Annotated in this window: 11 protein-coding genes and 1 other RNA gene; 5 read left to right on the forward strand and 7 right to left on the reverse strand. The window is 45.1% G+C overall.

Annotation, left to right across the window (positions count from 1 at the left end):
- Positions 1-7: 7 nt before the first annotated feature.
- On the reverse strand, positions 8-1,999 hold the full coding sequence (tkt, locus tag ACYTPF_RS05890) for a transketolase (protein ID WP_461851503.1): 1,992 nt from the start codon (positions 1,997-1,999) through the stop codon (positions 8-10).
- A 427-nt stretch (positions 2,000-2,426) separates the two neighbouring features.
- Here tkt and metK point away from each other — a divergent pair, with 427 nt between their 5' ends.
- Positions 2,427-3,572 carry a methionine adenosyltransferase gene (gene metK / locus ACYTPF_RS05895; RefSeq protein WP_461851504.1) on the forward strand — a complete coding sequence of 382 codons (1,146 nt, stop codon included), beginning with the start codon at positions 2,427-2,429 and terminating at the stop codon, positions 3,570-3,572.
- Between the two features lie 244 nt (positions 3,573-3,816).
- Positions 3,817-4,287 (forward strand): hypothetical protein, encoded by a 471-nt coding sequence (locus ACYTPF_RS05900; RefSeq protein ID WP_461851505.1) that lies wholly within the window; start codon positions 3,817-3,819, stop codon positions 4,285-4,287.
- A gap of 76 nt (positions 4,288-4,363) precedes the next feature.
- On the opposite strand, the gene ACYTPF_RS05905 is transcribed toward ACYTPF_RS05900, so the two are convergent.
- Complete coding sequence (locus tag ACYTPF_RS05905) at positions 4,364-4,867, reverse strand: 3'-5' exonuclease (RefSeq protein ID WP_461851506.1); 504 nt, start codon at positions 4,865-4,867, stop codon at positions 4,364-4,366.
- 333 nt (positions 4,868-5,200) lie between these two features.
- Here ACYTPF_RS05905 and ACYTPF_RS05910 point away from each other — a divergent pair, with 333 nt between their 5' ends.
- Both ACYTPF_RS05910 and ACYTPF_RS05915 read left to right on the forward strand, forming a co-directional pair.
- A complete protein-coding gene (locus tag ACYTPF_RS05910; protein WP_461851507.1) occupies positions 5,201-6,379 on the forward strand; it encodes an ABC transporter substrate-binding protein in 1,179 nt (392 codons plus the stop codon).
- A complete protein-coding gene (locus ACYTPF_RS05915; protein ID WP_461851508.1) occupies positions 6,379-9,249 on the forward strand; it encodes an ATP-binding protein in 2,871 nt (956 codons plus the stop codon). The genes ACYTPF_RS05910 and ACYTPF_RS05915 overlap by 1 nt, the downstream gene beginning before the upstream one ends.
- A gap of 6 nt (positions 9,250-9,255) precedes the next feature.
- Here ACYTPF_RS05915 and ACYTPF_RS05920 read toward each other — a convergent pair whose 3' ends face one another.
- A complete protein-coding gene (locus ACYTPF_RS05920) occupies positions 9,256-10,200 on the reverse strand; it encodes a DMT family transporter (protein ID WP_461851509.1) in 945 nt (314 codons plus the stop codon).
- 370 nt (positions 10,201-10,570) lie between these two features.
- On the opposite strand from ACYTPF_RS05920, the gene ACYTPF_RS05925 reads away from it, so the two are divergent.
- Entirely contained in the window at positions 10,571-12,967 is a 2,397-nt protein-coding gene (locus ACYTPF_RS05925) for a TonB-dependent receptor (protein ID WP_461851510.1), read from the forward strand.
- 141 nt (positions 12,968-13,108) lie between these two features.
- Here the strand turns inward: ACYTPF_RS05925 and rnpB are convergent.
- From rnpB to ACYTPF_RS05945, 4 genes are all read right to left on the reverse strand, one after another.
- An RNA gene (rnpB, locus tag ACYTPF_RS05930) (RNase P RNA component class A) lies at positions 13,109-13,459 on the reverse strand.
- A gap of 37 nt (positions 13,460-13,496) precedes the next feature.
- The gene (locus ACYTPF_RS05935) at positions 13,497-14,960 is read right to left on the reverse strand and encodes a potassium/proton antiporter (protein ID WP_461851511.1); all 1,464 of its coding nucleotides are present in this window, start codon (positions 14,958-14,960) and stop codon (positions 13,497-13,499) included.
- Between the two features lie 154 nt (positions 14,961-15,114).
- Positions 15,115-17,691, reverse strand: a complete 2,577-nt coding sequence (gene secD / locus ACYTPF_RS05940; protein WP_461851512.1) for a protein translocase subunit SecD — start codon at positions 17,689-17,691, stop codon at positions 15,115-15,117.
- A gap of 83 nt (positions 17,692-17,774) precedes the next feature.
- On the reverse strand, positions 17,775-18,089 hold the full coding sequence (locus ACYTPF_RS05945; RefSeq protein WP_461851513.1) for a hypothetical protein: 315 nt from the start codon (positions 18,087-18,089) through the stop codon (positions 17,775-17,777).
- Positions 18,090-18,272 lie beyond the last annotated feature (183 nt).

The following is an 18,272-nucleotide window of genomic DNA, read 5'->3' on the forward strand; positions in this document are numbered from 1 at the left end:
TTACCTCTTACAGAGACAGTGCAGCCTCTACTACAGCGTCAGTGGTAATGTTGAAGTGCTTGAACAGGTCGCCTGCAGGTGCAGACTCACCAAAGGTGTCCATACCTACGATAGCGCCGTTAAAGCCGACGTACTTATACCAGCTGTCTTTAGACAAGGCTTCAACCGCTACACGTTTTACAACACTAGACGGCAGTACGCTTTCTCGGTAGTCAGCAGACTGACGGTCGAATACGTCAGTTGATGGCATAGATACTACGCGAACGGCCTTACCTTGCTCGGTAAGTTTCTCTGCTGCTTCAACGGCAAGCTGAACTTCAGAACCGGTACCAATAAGAATAAGCTCTGGTGTACCTTCGCAATCTTTAAGTACGTAACCGCCTTTAGCAATATCTGCAACTTGTTGAGCCGTTCGTTCTTGCTGGGCTAAGCCTTGACGCGTGAAGATTAGCGTTGTTGGTCCGTCAATGCGCTCAATGGCAGACTTCCACGACACAGCAGACTCAACCTGATCACAAGGACGCCAGTTATCAAGGTTAGGCGTAGCTCGTAGCGCAACCACCTGCTCTACCGGCTGGTGCGTTGGGCCGTCTTCACCTAGACCAATTGAATCGTGGGTGTAAACGAAAATTGCAGGCTGCTTCATTAGCGCCGCCATGCGTACCGCATTACGTGCATATTCCATAAACATTAGGAAAGTTGCACCGTATGCCTTAAAGCCACCGTGAAGGGCAATACCATTCATCATGGCAGACATACCAAATTCACGTACACCGTAATAAATGTAGTTACCTGATGCATCATTTGCTTCAACGCCTTTACTGCCTTCCCAAATGGTTAGGTTAGAACCAGCAAGGTCGGCAGAGCCGCCTAATAGCTCAGGAAGTAACGGACCAAACGCGTTTAATGCATTTTGCGACGCTTTACGTGAAGCAATGTTTTGAGGATTAGCTTGAAGTTCAGCGATGATAGCGTCTGCTTTGTCGCTGAAATCTGCTGGCAACTCACCATTTACGCGGCGTTTGAATTCTGCTGCAAGCTCTGGGTATTCGGCTTCGTATGCTGCGAAAGCGTCGTTCCACGCGCTTTCCGCTTTTGAGCCTTTGTCTTTACCATCCCAGCCTGCGTAGATATCGTCTGGAATTTCGAACGCGCCGTGGCTCCAGCCAAGCTTTTCACGTGTAGCGACAATTTCGTCATCACCTAGTGGTGCACCGTGACAAGACTCCGTACCTTCTTTATTAGGCGAGCCGAAGCCAATAGTGGTTTTACAACAAATAAGCGTAGGCTGCGCGGTGTTCGCTTGTGCCTTCTCAATGGCGGCTTTTACTTGCTCCGCATCGTGACCGTCAACGCCTTCAATCACTTCCCAACCGTAGCTCTTAAAGCGTGCTGGCGTATCGTCAGTGAACCAGCCTTCTACTTCACCATCAATTGAAATGCCGTTGTCATCCCAAAATGCGATGAGCTTACCAAGGCCTAGCGTGCCGGCTAGTGAACATGTCTCGTGTGAGATACCTTCCATCAAGCAGCCGTCACCTAAGAACGCGTAGGTGTGGTGATCAACAATAGTGTGACCGTCTTTGTTGAACTGTGCCGCTAGCACTTTCTCGGCAAGCGCCATACCCACTGCATTGCTAATACCTTGACCTAGTGGGCCAGTAGTAGTTTCAACACCCGGCGCATAACCATACTCTGGGTGACCAGGCGTTTTAGAATGTAGCTGACGGAAGTTCTTTAACTCTTCAATTGGCAATTCATAGCCTGAAAGGTGAAGCAGAGAGTACAACAGCATCGAGCCGTGACCATTTGAAAGTACAAAGCGATCGCGGTTGGCCCAAGACGGGTTCGCAGGGTTGTGTGATAAGAAATCACCCCATAATACCTGCGCGATATCAGCCATCCCCATAGGGGCGCCTGGGTGACCAGATTTAGCTTGTTGAACGGCATCCATGCTTAATGCACGGATAGCATTGGCGAGTTCACGGCGAGAGGGCATGTTGTCTCCTGATTTATTTCGTATCTTTTGTTTCGTATTTTAGCGGGCTAGCCAAGCTAGACGAGCGTAGAGGTAAGGCGTTCGCTCTACTTCTTTATACGATTGAATGTGGCGTTATTCTTACCTATGCCACCTTTCAGTTCAATGGGTTTTGATTGCCAATAGTGAAAGTTATAGTAAAAAATGGTCTATAACCTGACCATTACGTACTCCCACTACAGCGAAAACGGTGATAACTAACACCTAGTTTTGTCTATACATCATTAACTTCGTCAATTACGACCTGAATAACCCTATAAGTGATCGGGTTGTGTCAACTATTCGTAACAAAGAGACTTTTAGACGTCTAGAAGTAAAGACTGGTATTTATAACTTGTTTTAGTACAATATACGACTATTTTGATAATTTAACGCTTACGGAGCATTTATGGCCACGCATTTATTCACATCCGAGTCAGTGTCTGAAGGACATCCGGACAAAATTGCTGATCAGATCTCAGATGCGGTTCTTGACGCTATTTTAGAACAAGATCCTCGCGCTCGGGTGGCCTGCGAAACGTATGTAAAAACCGGTATGGTTTTAGTAGGTGGTGAAGTTACCACTTCTGCATGGGTAGACATTGAAGAGCTTACTCGCAAAACAGTAAAAGAAATCGGCTATACGCACTCAGACATGGGCTTTGACGCCGATTCATGTGCCGTATTAAATGCTATTGGTAAACAGTCTCCTGATATTAATCAAGGTGTCGACCGTGCAAGCCTAGAAGAACAAGGTGCGGGCGACCAAGGCCTAATGTTCGGTTACGCTAGCGATGAAACTGATGTACTTATGCCGGCACCTATCACGTACTCTCACCGCCTTGTACAAAAACAAGCGGAAGTACGTAAATCTGGCAAACTAGACTGGTTACGCCCAGATGCTAAAAGCCAAATTACTTTCAAATATGAAAACGACAAGCCTGTTGGCATCGACGCGGTTGTGCTTTCAACCCAGCACTGTGATTCAGTAAGCACTGAAACAGTTCGCGAAGCGGTAATGGAAGAAATTATTAAGCCAGTGCTGCCCAGTGAATGGATTGATGGAAATACACGCTTTCACATTAACCCAACGGGACGATTCGTTATCGGTGGTCCAATGGGCGACTGTGGCTTAACAGGTCGTAAAATCATCGTAGACACTTACGGTGGCATGGCTCGTCACGGCGGCGGTGCGTTCTCTGGTAAAGATCCATCAAAAGTAGACCGCAGCGCAGCATACGCGGGCCGTTATGTTGCTAAGAACATTGTTGCAGCAGGTCTTGCAAAGCGCTGTGAAATCCAAGTGTCTTACGCCATTGGTGTTGCAGAGCCGACCTCTATCAGCATCGATACTTTTGGTACAGGTGTAGTAGATGAAAAAACATTGGTAGCATTAGTGCGTAAACACTTCGACCTGCGCCCTTACGGCCTTATCCAAATGCTTAACCTTGAGCGCCCTATATACCGCCCAACTGCTGCATACGGTCACTTTGGTCGTAACGAATTCCCATGGGAAGCAACGGATAAAGCAGAAGCACTGAAAGCTTCGGTCTAACCCAATAAGCATATAACGCTTATTGAAAACGCCGCTAGGTTGTTACGCTTTACATTGAAGCTATGCAGCCTGGCGGCGTTTTTCGTTGAAGTCTTTCAAGTTAAACAAGCTAGCCAGCTAGATTAAAAACGGTAAAGGCTATTTCCAACCTTTGTTTTTGGGTCTATGCTTAAATAACGAACACACTATTGCTTGTAGTTACTGGTTGTTTACAAGCCATGATAACAACATCTTGGGCTCTTCCATGAATATGGTTACTGGTATTTTCCTCGCCTTTGCACTGGCTGTCTCAATAACGGCTTTGCCCGCGTTCGCGGAAGTAAATAATACCAACTACAGCCCAATTCAGTTTAAGAGCAAGAAGATAGCTCGGTGGCAGCTAAACAGTATGTACCGCGTTCAATCCACGACCGAAACCTACCTCTACGATAACACTTATACCTATCCAGCGGGCTCACAAGGTATGTTTAGCGCCAGCCGGCGTTTCAACACTTGGGTGCCGCAGAAGGTTTATGCAACCTACAAAACAAATAATACCGCTTTTCAACATTATGCCGAGTGGCTTTATTTACCGCACGATGTAGGTACTTTTACGCGATTAGGTTGGTTGCTTGGCCAAAGCGAAGGATTAAACATGGCCGTAGAGCTAGAGCATAGACAAGTTGGAGAAGAAGAGAATATGGCGCTTTATTTAGGTGTTAATTACCTGTTTTAGTAATATCACTACCTATGGCTTAGCGAAGGCCGCGACGCCAAAATTGCGCTTCCCTTACTGAAAAGGCAACACAGAATCACTCCTGAGTGAGCGCCATTGTTTTAGCATAGGTTTGCTGAATTATCATTGCATCAGAACTCGCCCGATGACGCTTTACGTCTAGTTCAGCGGAAAGACTGTTTTTGACGTCGTGCCAATTATCCATTTGAGACTCACTCAATATATATTCGAGGGCGCGGCAAGTGAACGACATTTCAATTTGCGCAGCCGCGTACAGCTTTATCAGCCAAGGGTTATCTACCACCCATCCATCACTGTATACAACCGTATTCCCCAGAAAATTATTAAGCTCAACGCATACTTTATGAGGCTCCTCACCTCGTGCTTGCAACATTTGTTGAGAGATGCCATGAAGCGATTCTGCTTTTGTATCCCAGTGTACCCAAGAATCAAATGGCCTCAGTAGTTTGCACCACTTTGCACCATCATAGCGCACAATGCCTATTTCTATGGGGTAACTTGCCGCCCCAAATCCACTTGCTTCCACATCTATAATTGTAGGCAATGTTGTATTTCGCACTTATACTCCAAACTACTGTTCTCCTTAATTTGTGTTAGCAAAAGAGGATATCCTTCTCACTGGCACAGGTATTTTTTAATTTTTACCGTGCTCTGCGCTCTCACATAGCCGTTCACTAAACAACCATTTAGCTTCACGCCTTTTGTTCAATAGTAGAATCGTGCCACATTGGCTTATTTCTAGAAGCTTGTTTCTAGAAGAAGTATAAAGGGTGTTTCATCGAAAAACTGTACACACAATGAGCAAATTTAGACTAAAGGATAATGCGTAAATAATAAAACGCTCAGCACATTGCTATACACTTTTAAGGGTAATCAATCAGGTGGCTAATCCATGCGTGTACATCTTATTTTATCAGCGCTCCTCTGCTTTATATCCTTCTTTAATTCATGCCAAGCTAAAAGTACTCAAGAGCCGCTAATTATAGGTATTGATGCAGATCTCTCGGCAGTAGCTGTAGAAGGAGGCGTTGCTATTACTCGAGGCGTAGAGCTAGCCGTCGATGAAATTAACGCAAATGGGGGGATACTTGGTCGTACACTTAAAGTGATTACGAAAGACCATCGAGGAAATCCTGCTCGCGGTATTTACAATATTGAACAGTTTGCGCAAATGCCAAATTTACTAGCCGTCATTGGTGGAGTACACACTCCTGTGGTGCTTGCGGAAATTGATATTATACATACTAAGAATATTCTCATGCTGGTTCCCTGGGCCGCCGGCACCCCCATAGTAGACAATGATCATTCCCCCAATAACATTTTTCGAATCTCAGTACGTGACGCTGAAGCAGCGTCTGTACTGATAGACTTTGTAAAATCCAGAGAATTATCTAATGTCGCTTTGGTTCTAGAGCGAACAGGATGGGGACGTTCTAACCTTGAGTCTTTAACTAAAGCGGCACAGGATCAAGGGGTAAACATTAGCGCAACCTATTGGATTAATTGGCAACAGAAAGATTTTTCTGAAGATGCTAAGGCGATAAAAGATTCGAAGGCAGACAGTGTCATATTAGTTACCAACGTGCCTGAAGGTGTGGTTGTTGTAGATGCATTGGCTGAACAAGGCCTAAGCTCGCTTCCTGTTGTTTCTCACTGGGGTATAGCGTCAGGTCAGTTCGCATCTCAACTAGCCAACCCTATCCATCAGCACGACATATCAGTTCTTCAAACGTTTCACTTCCACCATCAGAAAAATAACAAGGCTAAACAACTGTTAGAAGCCTATTATAATAAATATGGACTTATTGATGCAGCAGCTATTGAAGGAGTCACGGGTTTAGCCCATGCATATGATTTAATTCATTTAATTGCTATCGCTGCCGATAAAGCAAATAGCATACAAGTTAACGAGTTGCGCAACGCTCTAGAATCGCTCAAAGACATCCAGGGCGCTGTTAAATACTATGAAGCTCCATTCACTAAAGAAAGGCATGATGCACTTTGGTCAAAGGATTATTTTATGACGAAGATTAATGATAAAGGCCATTTGGTAACAACGGGCAAGAAATAATGCAGCATGAACCTATGAGGCTGCGTTCTTTATTGCTTTCAAGCATGATCCCAAGGCTAGCGCTACTAATAGCAGTGCTGTCTATTACGCTAGTTGCCCTTTCCTTTCATTTCATTGTTAAGCAAAGTAATGCCCTTCAGCAGCAGTCGGTAGAAGGGCTCGAGCAAGATATTAGCTTCATCGTTAGCGATACAACGCGTCAGCTAGCTGATCTAGCGGCAAACGACATTATTATTAATTCGCTGGTTGATTTACAGCAGCGAGATAATTACCTACCTATGTTTTTTCGCTCTTTAAATCTTACCCAGGCAAAAACGGTAGAATTTGCACTGTTTGATTTTGCAGGTGAGAAAGTTATCGACAAAAACTGGAGTGCTACGCTTCCCGAGTCGTTAAGCAGTGCTTGGCGTCAGCAAACGCTTGGCTCATCAAACACCTTTTCGTCCGTATCTAAATACGGAGTAGTCATCAGCGTTCCCGTTCTGCTCAATGGCGTCTCTGAAGGTGCCCTTGTCATGTACGTCGATAGCCTTCAATCATTACTCGCGCCCTACCCTAGACTTACTAACCAGTTAGTCACAGATTCAAACGGAAACGTACTATTTAGTAGCGAGCCCTCTTTAATAGCGCCAAACTCAAGCTTTTTAGCGTTTAATCAAAGTGGCTATTCTATTAAGCAAACCAGCTGGAAGAATCTTCAGTTATATAGCGTTAAACCAACTATTACTGCATACAGAGAGGTTGCCTGGACAGGTATTGTTTTACTAGCAATGGTTGTGGGGTTCATTTTCATTATATTGCATATGGTGAGTATGACCGGAACCTTGGCCGAGCGAACCCTTTCAACGCTTTATGACGATATTAAAAATCGCCTTAACAGTGACAATACAACGTCTTTAAACAATGAATCGCAAATTGAGGCAAAAGAGTTAGCCGACATTCGAGCCGCTTTCGATAAGCTTATCTGGGACTTGACCGAGGTATCACTCTCTAACGAGCAATTTTCCAATGTATTAGAATCGATGGGCGACATGCTGGTCGTGGTCGATCAGAATCAAGAAATCCTCATTTCAAATAAACGCTTCGACATTTTTTGCGATGACCAATACGGTGAAAAGAACGCAATATTAAAGCTGATAGTACGGAAGTTATCAGCAAAGCAGAGCGATGAGCTGACGCACTTTTCAGTTAATTCGGGCAAAGAACGTTATATTCGTTGGACAAAAGCATCCCTTGCTGACGTAAATGGCAATATTCGTGGTGATATATATGTAGGAAGTGACGTTACCGAGCAGCGCGCATTAGAAAGCCACGTAAACGTACTTACCCATGCCATGGATGAAGCGACTGTTTCAATTATTATTTCTGACGTTAAACGGGTCGGGCAGCCAATTATTTATGTAAATAGTGCATTTGAAGAATTAACTGGCTACAAACGAAGCGAAATGATTGGGCACAACTGTCGCTCTATGCAAGGTGATGAAACCAGTAAGCAAACCGTTGAGCAAATTCGTAAAGCCATTGCGACACGTGAGCCTATTGAAACTACACTACTTAACTACAGAAAAGACGGCAGCGCGTTTTATAACCGATTAAATTTGACCCCAGTCAAAACCAATGGCGAAGTGACGCATTACATCGGTTTTCAACAAGATGTTACTCAGCAGCGACAAACGGAGCAATACCTTCAAGAAGCGAGAGACAAAGCCGAGGAGTCTGCTCGACTAAAATCCAGCTTCTTAGCAAGTATGAGCCACGAAATACGCACGCCTATACACGGCATATCTGGTGTTTTGCAGCTAATGGCGAACTCTGAACTTACTGAAGAGCAGAAGCATTACCTTTCACTCGCTAAGTTTAGTATTCAAGGCCTTTTACATATCGTAAATGACATTTTAGACTTTTCTAAAATTGAAGCAGGGCAGCTACAAATCGAAGATAATCCTTTCGATATTTTGGAGTCCCTTGAGAATCTTCAAAGTCAGTACGCCATCATGTGCCAAGAAAAAGGCCTTGAGCTACATTTCCACTTTGATTTACAGGGGTTCCACGTTGTACAAGGTGATGACGTGCGTTTCAGGCAAATTTTGTCGAACTTGTTGGGCAACGCCGTCAAGTTTACTGACACTGGATACATTGAAGTAACTACTAGTATTAAACAAGACGCAGACGACAGCCTTACACTTTTATGTAGCGTAAAAGACACGGGAATAGGTATTGCGCAAGATAAGCAAAGCACTATTTTCGATGTATTCACGCAAGAAGATCTATCAACTACCCGCAAGTTCGGCGGAACCGGTCTAGGTTTATCAATTAGCAAGCAACTTTGTGAACTTATGGGTGGCAACATAAAACTTGAAAGTGTAAAAGGTCACGGGAGTACGTTCTCTTTCACTATTTCTCTTGAGCCTGCAGATGAGACTTTGCTAGTCCCTGTGCACCACGCGTCCTCGTTAAAACGAGAAAAAGGTAAAAAGCGTAAAGTACTTATTGTTGAAGACAACGATATCAATCAGATAATCGTGAAACAGCACCTAAGCAACCATACTACCCTTAGCGCCAAATCTGGCTTAGAAGCATTAGAGGCACTGAATAAAATGAAGGTGACCTTTGATGTCATCTTAATGGATTGTCAAATGCCAGAAATGGATGGTTTTGAAGCAACTAAGCGCATTAGAAACGGGGAAGCTGGAGAGCGTTACCTAAACGTTCCGATTATCGCCCTGACCGCAAATGCAATGAAAGGTGATAAAGAACGCTGTGTTGAAGCGGGAATGGACGATTATTTAAGTAAGCCCTTCGATGCTGAAGACCTTATCGATAAAGTCGATCACTGGGCAAGTACTGAAAGGAATAGTGAATTGATATAAATAAGGCTATGCCGCTGCTTTTCTGCCATAGCGCTTTAGAGCAAAAGGAAATTTAATCGATTGGATTAAAAGGCAAAGACACACTAGCGTCATGCCAACCCACCCCACCGGCTTGAATACTTCACCAATAAGGAAGATAGCGAAAAGTGTCGCAACCAGTGGCTCTATTAGTGTGATAAGCGTGGCTTTACTGGCTTCAGTAGTGCGAAGACCATAGCCAAACAGCAAGTATCCAAGAAACATTGGCACTACGGCCATATAAAGTGAAACACTCGTGTGGATAGCGTTAGCAAACAGGTTCTGACCGGTAAACCAAAGAGAGGGCAATAAGACTAGCGCAGCACAGCCGAAAAGCCCAGCCATGGCAGATTTTGAGTTTGCACCAGTGTCAATGTGTTGCTTTGCAGCCCATGAATACCCCGCGTAAGTTAAACCAGCAATTAACCCCAAAGTAACGCCGAATATCTGATTATTATTAGACGCTGATAGCTCCAACGCCCCCTCAGCTTTGCCTATAGCTAACAGGCCAATTCCCAATGCGCCGAATATAAAACTTATAAACCATTTTAAGGATACGGGCCTTTTACTTAGAAAATACTCTAGAAGCGCCGCGAATAAAGGTGCACTAGCAATAGATACTACAGTACCAATGGCGACACCTGACAAGCGCATAGCGCTGTAAAAAGCGAGCGGATAAATTGCAACGCAAGCACTACCAAATAAAAAGGTGAGTGGTTTAGCCAATAGAACTCGTGCATCTTCTATTAACGATTTTCTAGCACTTAAGCAAAGCAGTACACCACCTATCCCCATGGCAAACGCACCAATGGCCAGTGGGCTGATTTGGTGCGCAAACTGTGCTGCAGTACCTGTTGTCCCCCACAAAAAACTGGCAACAACAATTGCTAGCATACCTTTTAGTAATTCATTGGCTCTTACTGGCTTTTCCATTGCACTACTCTCGTATGACTTTCGTTTTTGCTCTTCGGTTTGGGTAAGGGTTTTGCCCTTTGACTATCTTTTCATCAGCCGTTTGCCAGAACTAAGATATTTTTATGTAAAAGCTAAACCTCATCTAAGCGGGATCATACCTAGATTATTTGCGATGTAATTAGCCTAATAGACACTTATTTTGACCTTTTAGACGCATTTTTAACGCCAAAAAGACAATTAACAAAAAAGAAACATAATGAAATGCAAAACACCTTATACTACTAAAGTAGAAATATTTATCTCCTCGCATATAGAAAAAGCCAAAATTTTTTGCCACATTACACCCTTGCCTAATAACAAAATAGAAACAACCACCTTGGATGGACTTATGTTTAAAATAAAAAAACCGTCGTTTAGACGAAGCACACTTAGCGTTGCAGTAATGGGACTGCTTAGCTCTGGTGCAATTGCACAGGACACACAACAAGCGGATGATGATGACTTTGAGCAAATTATAGTAACGGCAACAAAGCGCGCTGAATCCATTGAAGACATTCCTTTTTCAATTAACGCACAAACCCAGCGAGATTTTGAGCGTAGCGGCGCTGGTAATTTGGAAGACGTCGCTAGAAACGTTGCGAGCGTCTCTATTCAAAATTTGGGGCCGGGGCAAAGTCAGGTTTCAATGCGTGGTGTATCGGCAGGGCAAATAGTACGAGACCAACCTGGCGTTAAAGAGCAGGTTGGCGTCTATCTTGATGAAAGCGTTATTTCACTATCTTTGTTTACCCCTGATCTCGATCTTTTTGATCTTAACCGCATAGAAACCCTACGTGGGCCGCAGGGTACACTTTTCGGCTCGGGCTCTATCGGCGGGACTCTTCGTTACATTACCAACCAGCCTGAATTAGACACATTTGAAGGTAAGTTTGAAGCTAACCTTAACAGTGTGACAGACGGCGGTGTGGGCGGTCATGTAAAAGGTATGGTCAACGTACCAATCTCAGATACAGTTGCTATGCGTGCAGTGGTATACCGCACCGATTATGCGGGATTTATTGATGCCCTAGGTGAAAACGGCGCGTTTAGGGAGGACGTTAATGACGGTGACAGAACTGGCGGACGTGTAGCGTTTGTTATCGCACCTAATGATAAACTCACCATAACGCCACGACTTATTTACCAAGAACTCGAGATGAACGGGTTTAACAGAGAAGAAGTCTACAACGTGTTTGCAAACCCTTACACTACGACACGCCCTGCTATTCAATTGGGTGAGCGCGAACAGTATCTTTTGCTTGAGGAAGGGTTTACTGATGAAACCTTGATAGCTGATGTAACCGCTGAATATCAAGCTGACGTTGCCGACTTTACCTTTGTTTATAGCTATACCGACCGAGATATACTGGTTAGCCGTGATGCCAGCGCACTCTCCGGTTCGGTGAGTATCGACTTAGGGTTCCCGGATGAAGCCGTATTATTACCGTCGAACCTATTGGATAGAACCGAAGTAGAGCAAGACACCTTTGAGCTTCGCGCCGCGTCTAATGACGATGGTGCACTAGACTGGTTAGTCGGCGCTTTCTACTCTTCAACTGAACGCGTTTACGATCAGTCACTTCCTACACCCGGCTATGATGCGTTTACAGATACTACATTAGGTGAAGGCACGTCGGCAGCGGTTGCCAATGGCTTTGAGGCCGATTCGCCGTACAACGCCTACTTGCCTTATGACCTAAAGCAGCTTGCTGTGTTTGGTGAAGTGAACTATCAATTTAACGATGACTTCAAAATGACCGTGGGCTCTCGCTTTTACGATTATGAAGAAGAGCGCCAATTTATTTCCGGCGGCTTGTTTGCCAACGGCGACAACCAAACTGATTCGACAGAGTCAGACGGCTTCACATCACGCGTAATTGGTCAGTATAGCCTGAATGAAAACGTGAATTTAAATGCCCAAGTATCGCAAGGCTTTAGACTTGGTGGTGTAAATGACCCGCTAAATAGAAGCTTGTGTACCGACCAAGACGAAGCCATCTTTGGTTCATTCCAAGACTATGACGATGAAAAACTCACTAACTATGAGATAGGCATGAAGTCGTCAGGACGGGGCTGGACAGCAAACGTGTCAGCTTTCTACAACGACATTGAAGACCTTCAAGTTACCTTAGATGCGGGTTCTTGTTCTTCACGGGTGTCATTTAACGTACCTGAAGCCCATACCCAAGGTATTGAATTTGAACTTACACGTCAGTTTACCGACCAGCTATTTTTCTCATTAACCGGAAGCATTATCGAAGCTGAGTTCGATTCAACGGTTGTTGACGGCGATGGTGCGGTGCTAGGTGGCGTTGAAGATGGCAACCGTTTGGCGTCAGTACCTGAAGAAAGCTTCGCTATCGCATTTACCTATGATTTAGCGCAGCCTTTATTCTCGTCAAACAGCACCTACTTCCAAGGCTCTTATCAATACGTGGGCGACCGCATTACACAACCTAGTGATCAAGTTGCTGGCGCAGGCACCTTCACATCAGGGCTTGCCTTTGGTGGTGCAACCGGTACAGAAACAACAGAGTTAGATTTGTTGCTAGACGACTACGGTACAATGAACATGAGCTTTGGTCTTACCTACGATGACTACGAAATCTTGCTATATGCCAACAACCTGTTTGATGAAAACGCACAGCTTTCGTTTGATAGAGAACGCGGTGGACGTGCTCGACTTGGGTTTACGGTGAACCAGCCTCGCACAGTAGGCGCAACGTTCCGCTACTTCTTCCAATAACGCGCGATAAATGTCTCTGCCTGAGGGTTTACTTTCAGGTAGAGGCTTCACCTTTACAAAGGAATAGCCTTCATCTAGTTTAGGAAAAGTATCGTCTAAAAGCGGCACAATAAACATGCTTTGAGAAGCTATTAAAGAAAAGAGTGGAGTTGGCCGTAAGCCGGGTTCTGTCGTGGGCAACCATTCCTCTAGATCAGCAATCGCTCACTGATTCAAGCAACCTACCCGATCCCCATGCGGGCCACACGTTAAGGGATCCTATTTGGTCTTGCTCCGAGTGGAGTTTACCTTGCCACACTCTGTTACCAGAGGTGCGGTGCGCTCTTACCGCACCCTTTCAGCCTTACCGGCATGTAAACATGCTTAGGCGGTCTTCTCTCTGCTGCACTTGTCGTCGGCTCACGCCGCCCAGACGTTATCTGGCACCCTGCCCTTTGGAGCCCGGACTTTCCTCCCCTTTCTTACGAAAGCGGCGATTGCCTGGCCAACTCCGCGGCGCATTCTACATGAAGTGCCCTACAATAGCACCCTATTCCTGCTCGTTGTAAAAGCATTGTTCAACGGCGTTTTTATCGAGCAGTTTTGTGATAATAAATATTTGATCACCCGTTTCTATTTTGGTGCTGCCTTTAGGTATAAGAGTTTGTTCACCACGGGCAATCATCGCCACTACCGTATTGTCAGGAAGCGATATTTCACTGATGGTTTTGTTCAAAGCCGGCGATAACTTAGATACTTCTATCTCTATAAGTTCGCGCTTACTTTTGGCAACTTTAACAATTTCTAGCGTACTCGATTCCTTTACTTCATCATTTAGCACTAAACCTAACTTGCGCGCTGCGAAAGGTAAGGTTGAGCCCTGCAACAAGGCGGAGATAAGCACAATAAAGAACACCACATTGAAAATAAGCTCAGCGTAAGGCATACCAAATATCAGCGGGAAAATAGCTAAAATAATTGGCACCGAACCTCGCAAACCCACCCATGATATAAGGAGCGATGCTTTGAACGAGAACTTCGAAAGCAGCAAAATAGGCATAACCACCAGCGGGCGCGCAACAAAGATAAGCACAAACGCAATGAGTAAGCCTTCCTTCCAGTTTACGAAAAGCTCGGTGGGTGTAACGAGCAAGCCGAGGATAACGAACATGGCAATTTGCCCCAACCAAGCCAGCCCGTCGAGAAACACAAAGGTATTACGCTGATACGCAAAGCGGCTGTTCCCCACGATGACGCCCGTAATAAAAGTAGCCAAGAATCCACTGCCATTTAAGTTTGCTGCTAAACCAAAAGACAATACCCCAAATAACATCACAAATACCGGGTACAAGCCTATGGCCATTAAAGTTACACGCCTGAAAAGCCACACAGCAATACCGCCTATTGCAAGGCCAACTGCTGCGCCAACTCCCATTTGGCTAGCAAATAAAGAGAGCAAATCCAAGGGTTTAGTCGTGCTATCTTGAATAAGCGTAATAAGGCCAATAGTGAGGAATATGGCCATAGGATCGTTCGACGCACTTTCAAGCTCTAGCGTCGACTTTATCTTAGCGGGAATGCGTATACCTGCATTGCGTAAAACCGAAAATACCGCCGCTGCATCGGTTGACCCCACAATAGCGCCAAGCAATAAACCTTTATAAAGCGGTAAATCGAGGATAATCATGGCCGCCACACCGGTAAGCACCGCTGTCCCCACAACGCCAACGGTGGCGAGCAAAGCCGCTGGCTTCCATGCTTGAAGTATGGACTTTTTAGATGTTTGCAGTCCGCCATCAAATAGAATAAGGATGAGAGCGAATGTACCTATCGCATGGGCGGCATCGGCATTATCAAAGAAAATTCGGCCAATCCCATCTTCACCAGCCAGCATACCAACGCCAAGGAATAGCACCAATACAGGTACGCCAAAGCGCGGAGACAGCTTACTGGCCAGCACACCTAAAATGGCCAGCACTGCGCTAAGTAAAATAATGTGATCAACTGCAAACATTATACGTTCCTTATTGCCACTGATGCATGCTTACGCAAAACTGGAAGTACGCATCAAGGGTTCCTGTTAATACTGCTACCTTACCGCGTTTTCTTACCAAAGTATTGAGGTACAAAAACGCGGCAGGGTAATAAAGTTAAGGAACTCGTGTCGCCTAAGGGATGTGCGACAACGAAGCCTTAATTTCTTCGGCAGTGGGCTTTAACTGTGCTTTGCCCTGTTTCTCCCTTCTACTGCCCAATAGGTACAATAATGTAGAGGTTATAAACAAGGTCGAAGACGTGCCAATTACCACAGCAAAAACCATAGGCACTGCAAAACTTTCTACTGCGTCACCACCAAATAAAGCCATTGGAAGCAGCGCTAACAGCGTGGTAACGGAAGTAAATACCGTTCGACTTAATGTGCTATTCACCGCTTCGTTGATGGTGTTTGCTAAAGGTTTGGTTGGGTCTAAACGTAAGAGTTCGCGGATACGATCAAGCACCACTACTTTATCGTTTATTGAATAACCAATAAGCGCCAATAACGCTGCCACTGCGGTTAAGTTAAACTCGATACCGGTTAACGCGAAAAAGCCTATGGTTTTGGTTAAATCCAGTAACACGGTAAGCAGTGCTGCCGTCGCGAAATGCGCTTCAAAACGTGCCCATAAGTAAACCAACATGCCACCACCGGCTATAAGCAGCGCAAGAATAGATAGCTCCGCGAAACCTCCACTGACTTTCGGTCCTACCATATCAACTTTATCAAAACTTACCTGGTCGTCAGCCTGTGAAATCGCACGTTTTAAACCGTCGGTCTGCTTTGCATTGCTATTATCAAGCTCGTCATTGCTATCGAGAACAGGAGCGCGCAATAAATAGTGATGCTCACTGCCATATTCTTGAATGGTTACCTGATCAAAGCCATTACTTTTAATGACATCTCGTAACTCATCAGTCGAGAGCGTTGGCGCGGTCAGCTCAATCATAGTGCCCCCGGTAAAGTCGACACCATAATGTAAACCTGGTTTGGCAAATAATCCGATTGAGAGCACAGTTAGTACTACCGAAATAGTTAAGGCAACTTTGCGTTTAGCCAGAAAATTAATACCGCTTAGCTTATCGCTCAAGCGCAGTAGCGGTGATGAGAAGCGTAGTGGCAGGCGCTGCTGCGCGCGATCTTGCGTATTTTTTTGCTTCGACTTAACCACTCTAAGCATAAGCATTTTAGTTAAGGCAACCGCAGTAAATACTGAAGATACAAGCCCAAGGGCAATGGTGATAGCAAACCCTTTGATAGGCCCACTTCCGAACATAAACAACAAGCTCACCGCTATAAGCGTAGTGAAGTTTGAATCTACTATTGTTGCGAATGCTTTTTCAAAGCCCACTTCGATTGCACTGGCTGCAGGGCGGCCTTTTTTACTTTCCTCACGTATACGTTCATTAATTAAAATGTTTGCATCTACCGCCATGCCCATAGTCAGAATCAAGCCTGCAATGCCAGGTAATGTGAGTGTTGCGCCAAATAAGGTTAACGCACCAAACACCAATGCCATGTTGATGCACAGAGCAAAGCTTGCAATAGCCCCCCATCTGCCATAAATCGCTACCATAAATGCTAAAACTAGCAACGCACCTGCTATACCGCTTTCTACACCGGTTTGAATAGCGTCGCTACCTAAATCAGGCCCAACCGTACGTTCTTCTATAATATCAAGGGGCACAGGTAATGCACCGGTGCGAAGCATTAATGCGGTATTACCTGCCTCGGGCAACGTAAAGTTACCGGTAATTTCTCCTCGTCCGCCTGGGATCACGCTGTTAATAACCGGGGCGGTTACCACTTTGTCGTCAAGAACAATAGCAAGCACGCGGCCAATATTGTCGCGGGTCATAGTGGCAAACTGCTTAGCACCGGCACTGTCTAAACGAAAGGTCACTACAGGCTGACCGGTTTCGCTACTTAAAACACCGGCCGCATCAGTGATATGTTCGCCTTCTAGCGCCACTTTTTGTTCCAAGCGATAGGAATTACCCACCCCATCCTGCTTGCTCATTACTTGTTCTGAGCGGCTGTTTGCAGCCCAATGAAAGGTCATTTGTGCTGTAGTACCCAGTAGTTTTTTAACCTGGGTGGGGTCGGACATACCTGGCATCTGAACTAAAATCGCGTCTTTACCCTGCAAGGTAACACTGGGCTCGGTAAGCCCGGTTTCGTTCAAACGCTTCCGAACTACCTCAACACTTCGGCTTAACGTATCTTTAACCAATTGCTCTGAATAGAGTTCGTTTAGTGTAAGAGTGACGGTGTTTTGCTTTATTGCAACATCAAGTGCACTTGCTCCGTTCGGTTGAGCGGAAACTTGATAAGCAACATCTTTAACCTTTCTAGCATCACCTGCGTTGCGCAAGGTAAATACAACGCTTCCAGCATTATCTTCACTACTCGTCTTTGAAGAAAGCGAGTGAGATGTTCTGGTATAGCGTACGTTTTGAGTACGTAATTCGCTAAGTACATCGCTGGAAAAACTGCTGAGTTGCTTCTCAAACAAGGCGTCAGTGTCTGCTGCTAAGAGTAGATGCGATCCGCCCTGTAAATCTAAGCCTAAAGAAAGAGTGCTAGAGGTATACCATGAGGGTAACTGCTGTTTAACTGATTGTGGCAATATGTTGGGCGCAGCGCTCAGTAAACCGAGCATAACGATGAGCACATACACAAAGCCACGAAATGAAAATCGTGCCATTTTAAATCCTGAATAATTAAGTTTTAAAACGCTTGAACGAGAAACAAAGAAGCTTTGCTTTCACGTTAGCGCGTGTAAAGGGGTTAACTCAGGATGGAAGGTGGACCTCGAGGGCTCGCTTTTACCCACGTTTTATCAGTAAAGGAAGGGCCTGCTGATGGCACCTTGGTGGATGACGCTTTGTAGAAGGCAAAGTTTAGCGATGCCGATATTAAACCTGGCGGCTCTGCGTCGGTAAGCTTTTCGCCTTTATCATCGGTTAGTTTGGTTGTGCTAAACCTAAGAGAGTAGCTTTGCGTGCTGTGAACAAACTTGGCCAGCGGAGACTGCGACGTAACTTCAGCATTATTCGCTACATCAGGTGTCTGAAAACCCGTACTAACAATTAGATACGACAATACCCACGCCACAAGAAACGGCGTAAATGAAGAAGGGCTATAGCGTTTTATAAAAGCGCGCACGATATTTAGGCTGGTTTTATTAATAATACGATTTCAGTCAAGCGAGTGAGATGGGGGCGGACAGATTATTTTCAACGCTAGTTTGCACGAGTCTTAAAAATAAAAGAGCGCCGTTAAAGG

Source organism: Alteromonas sp. HB246098, assembly GCF_054890645.1.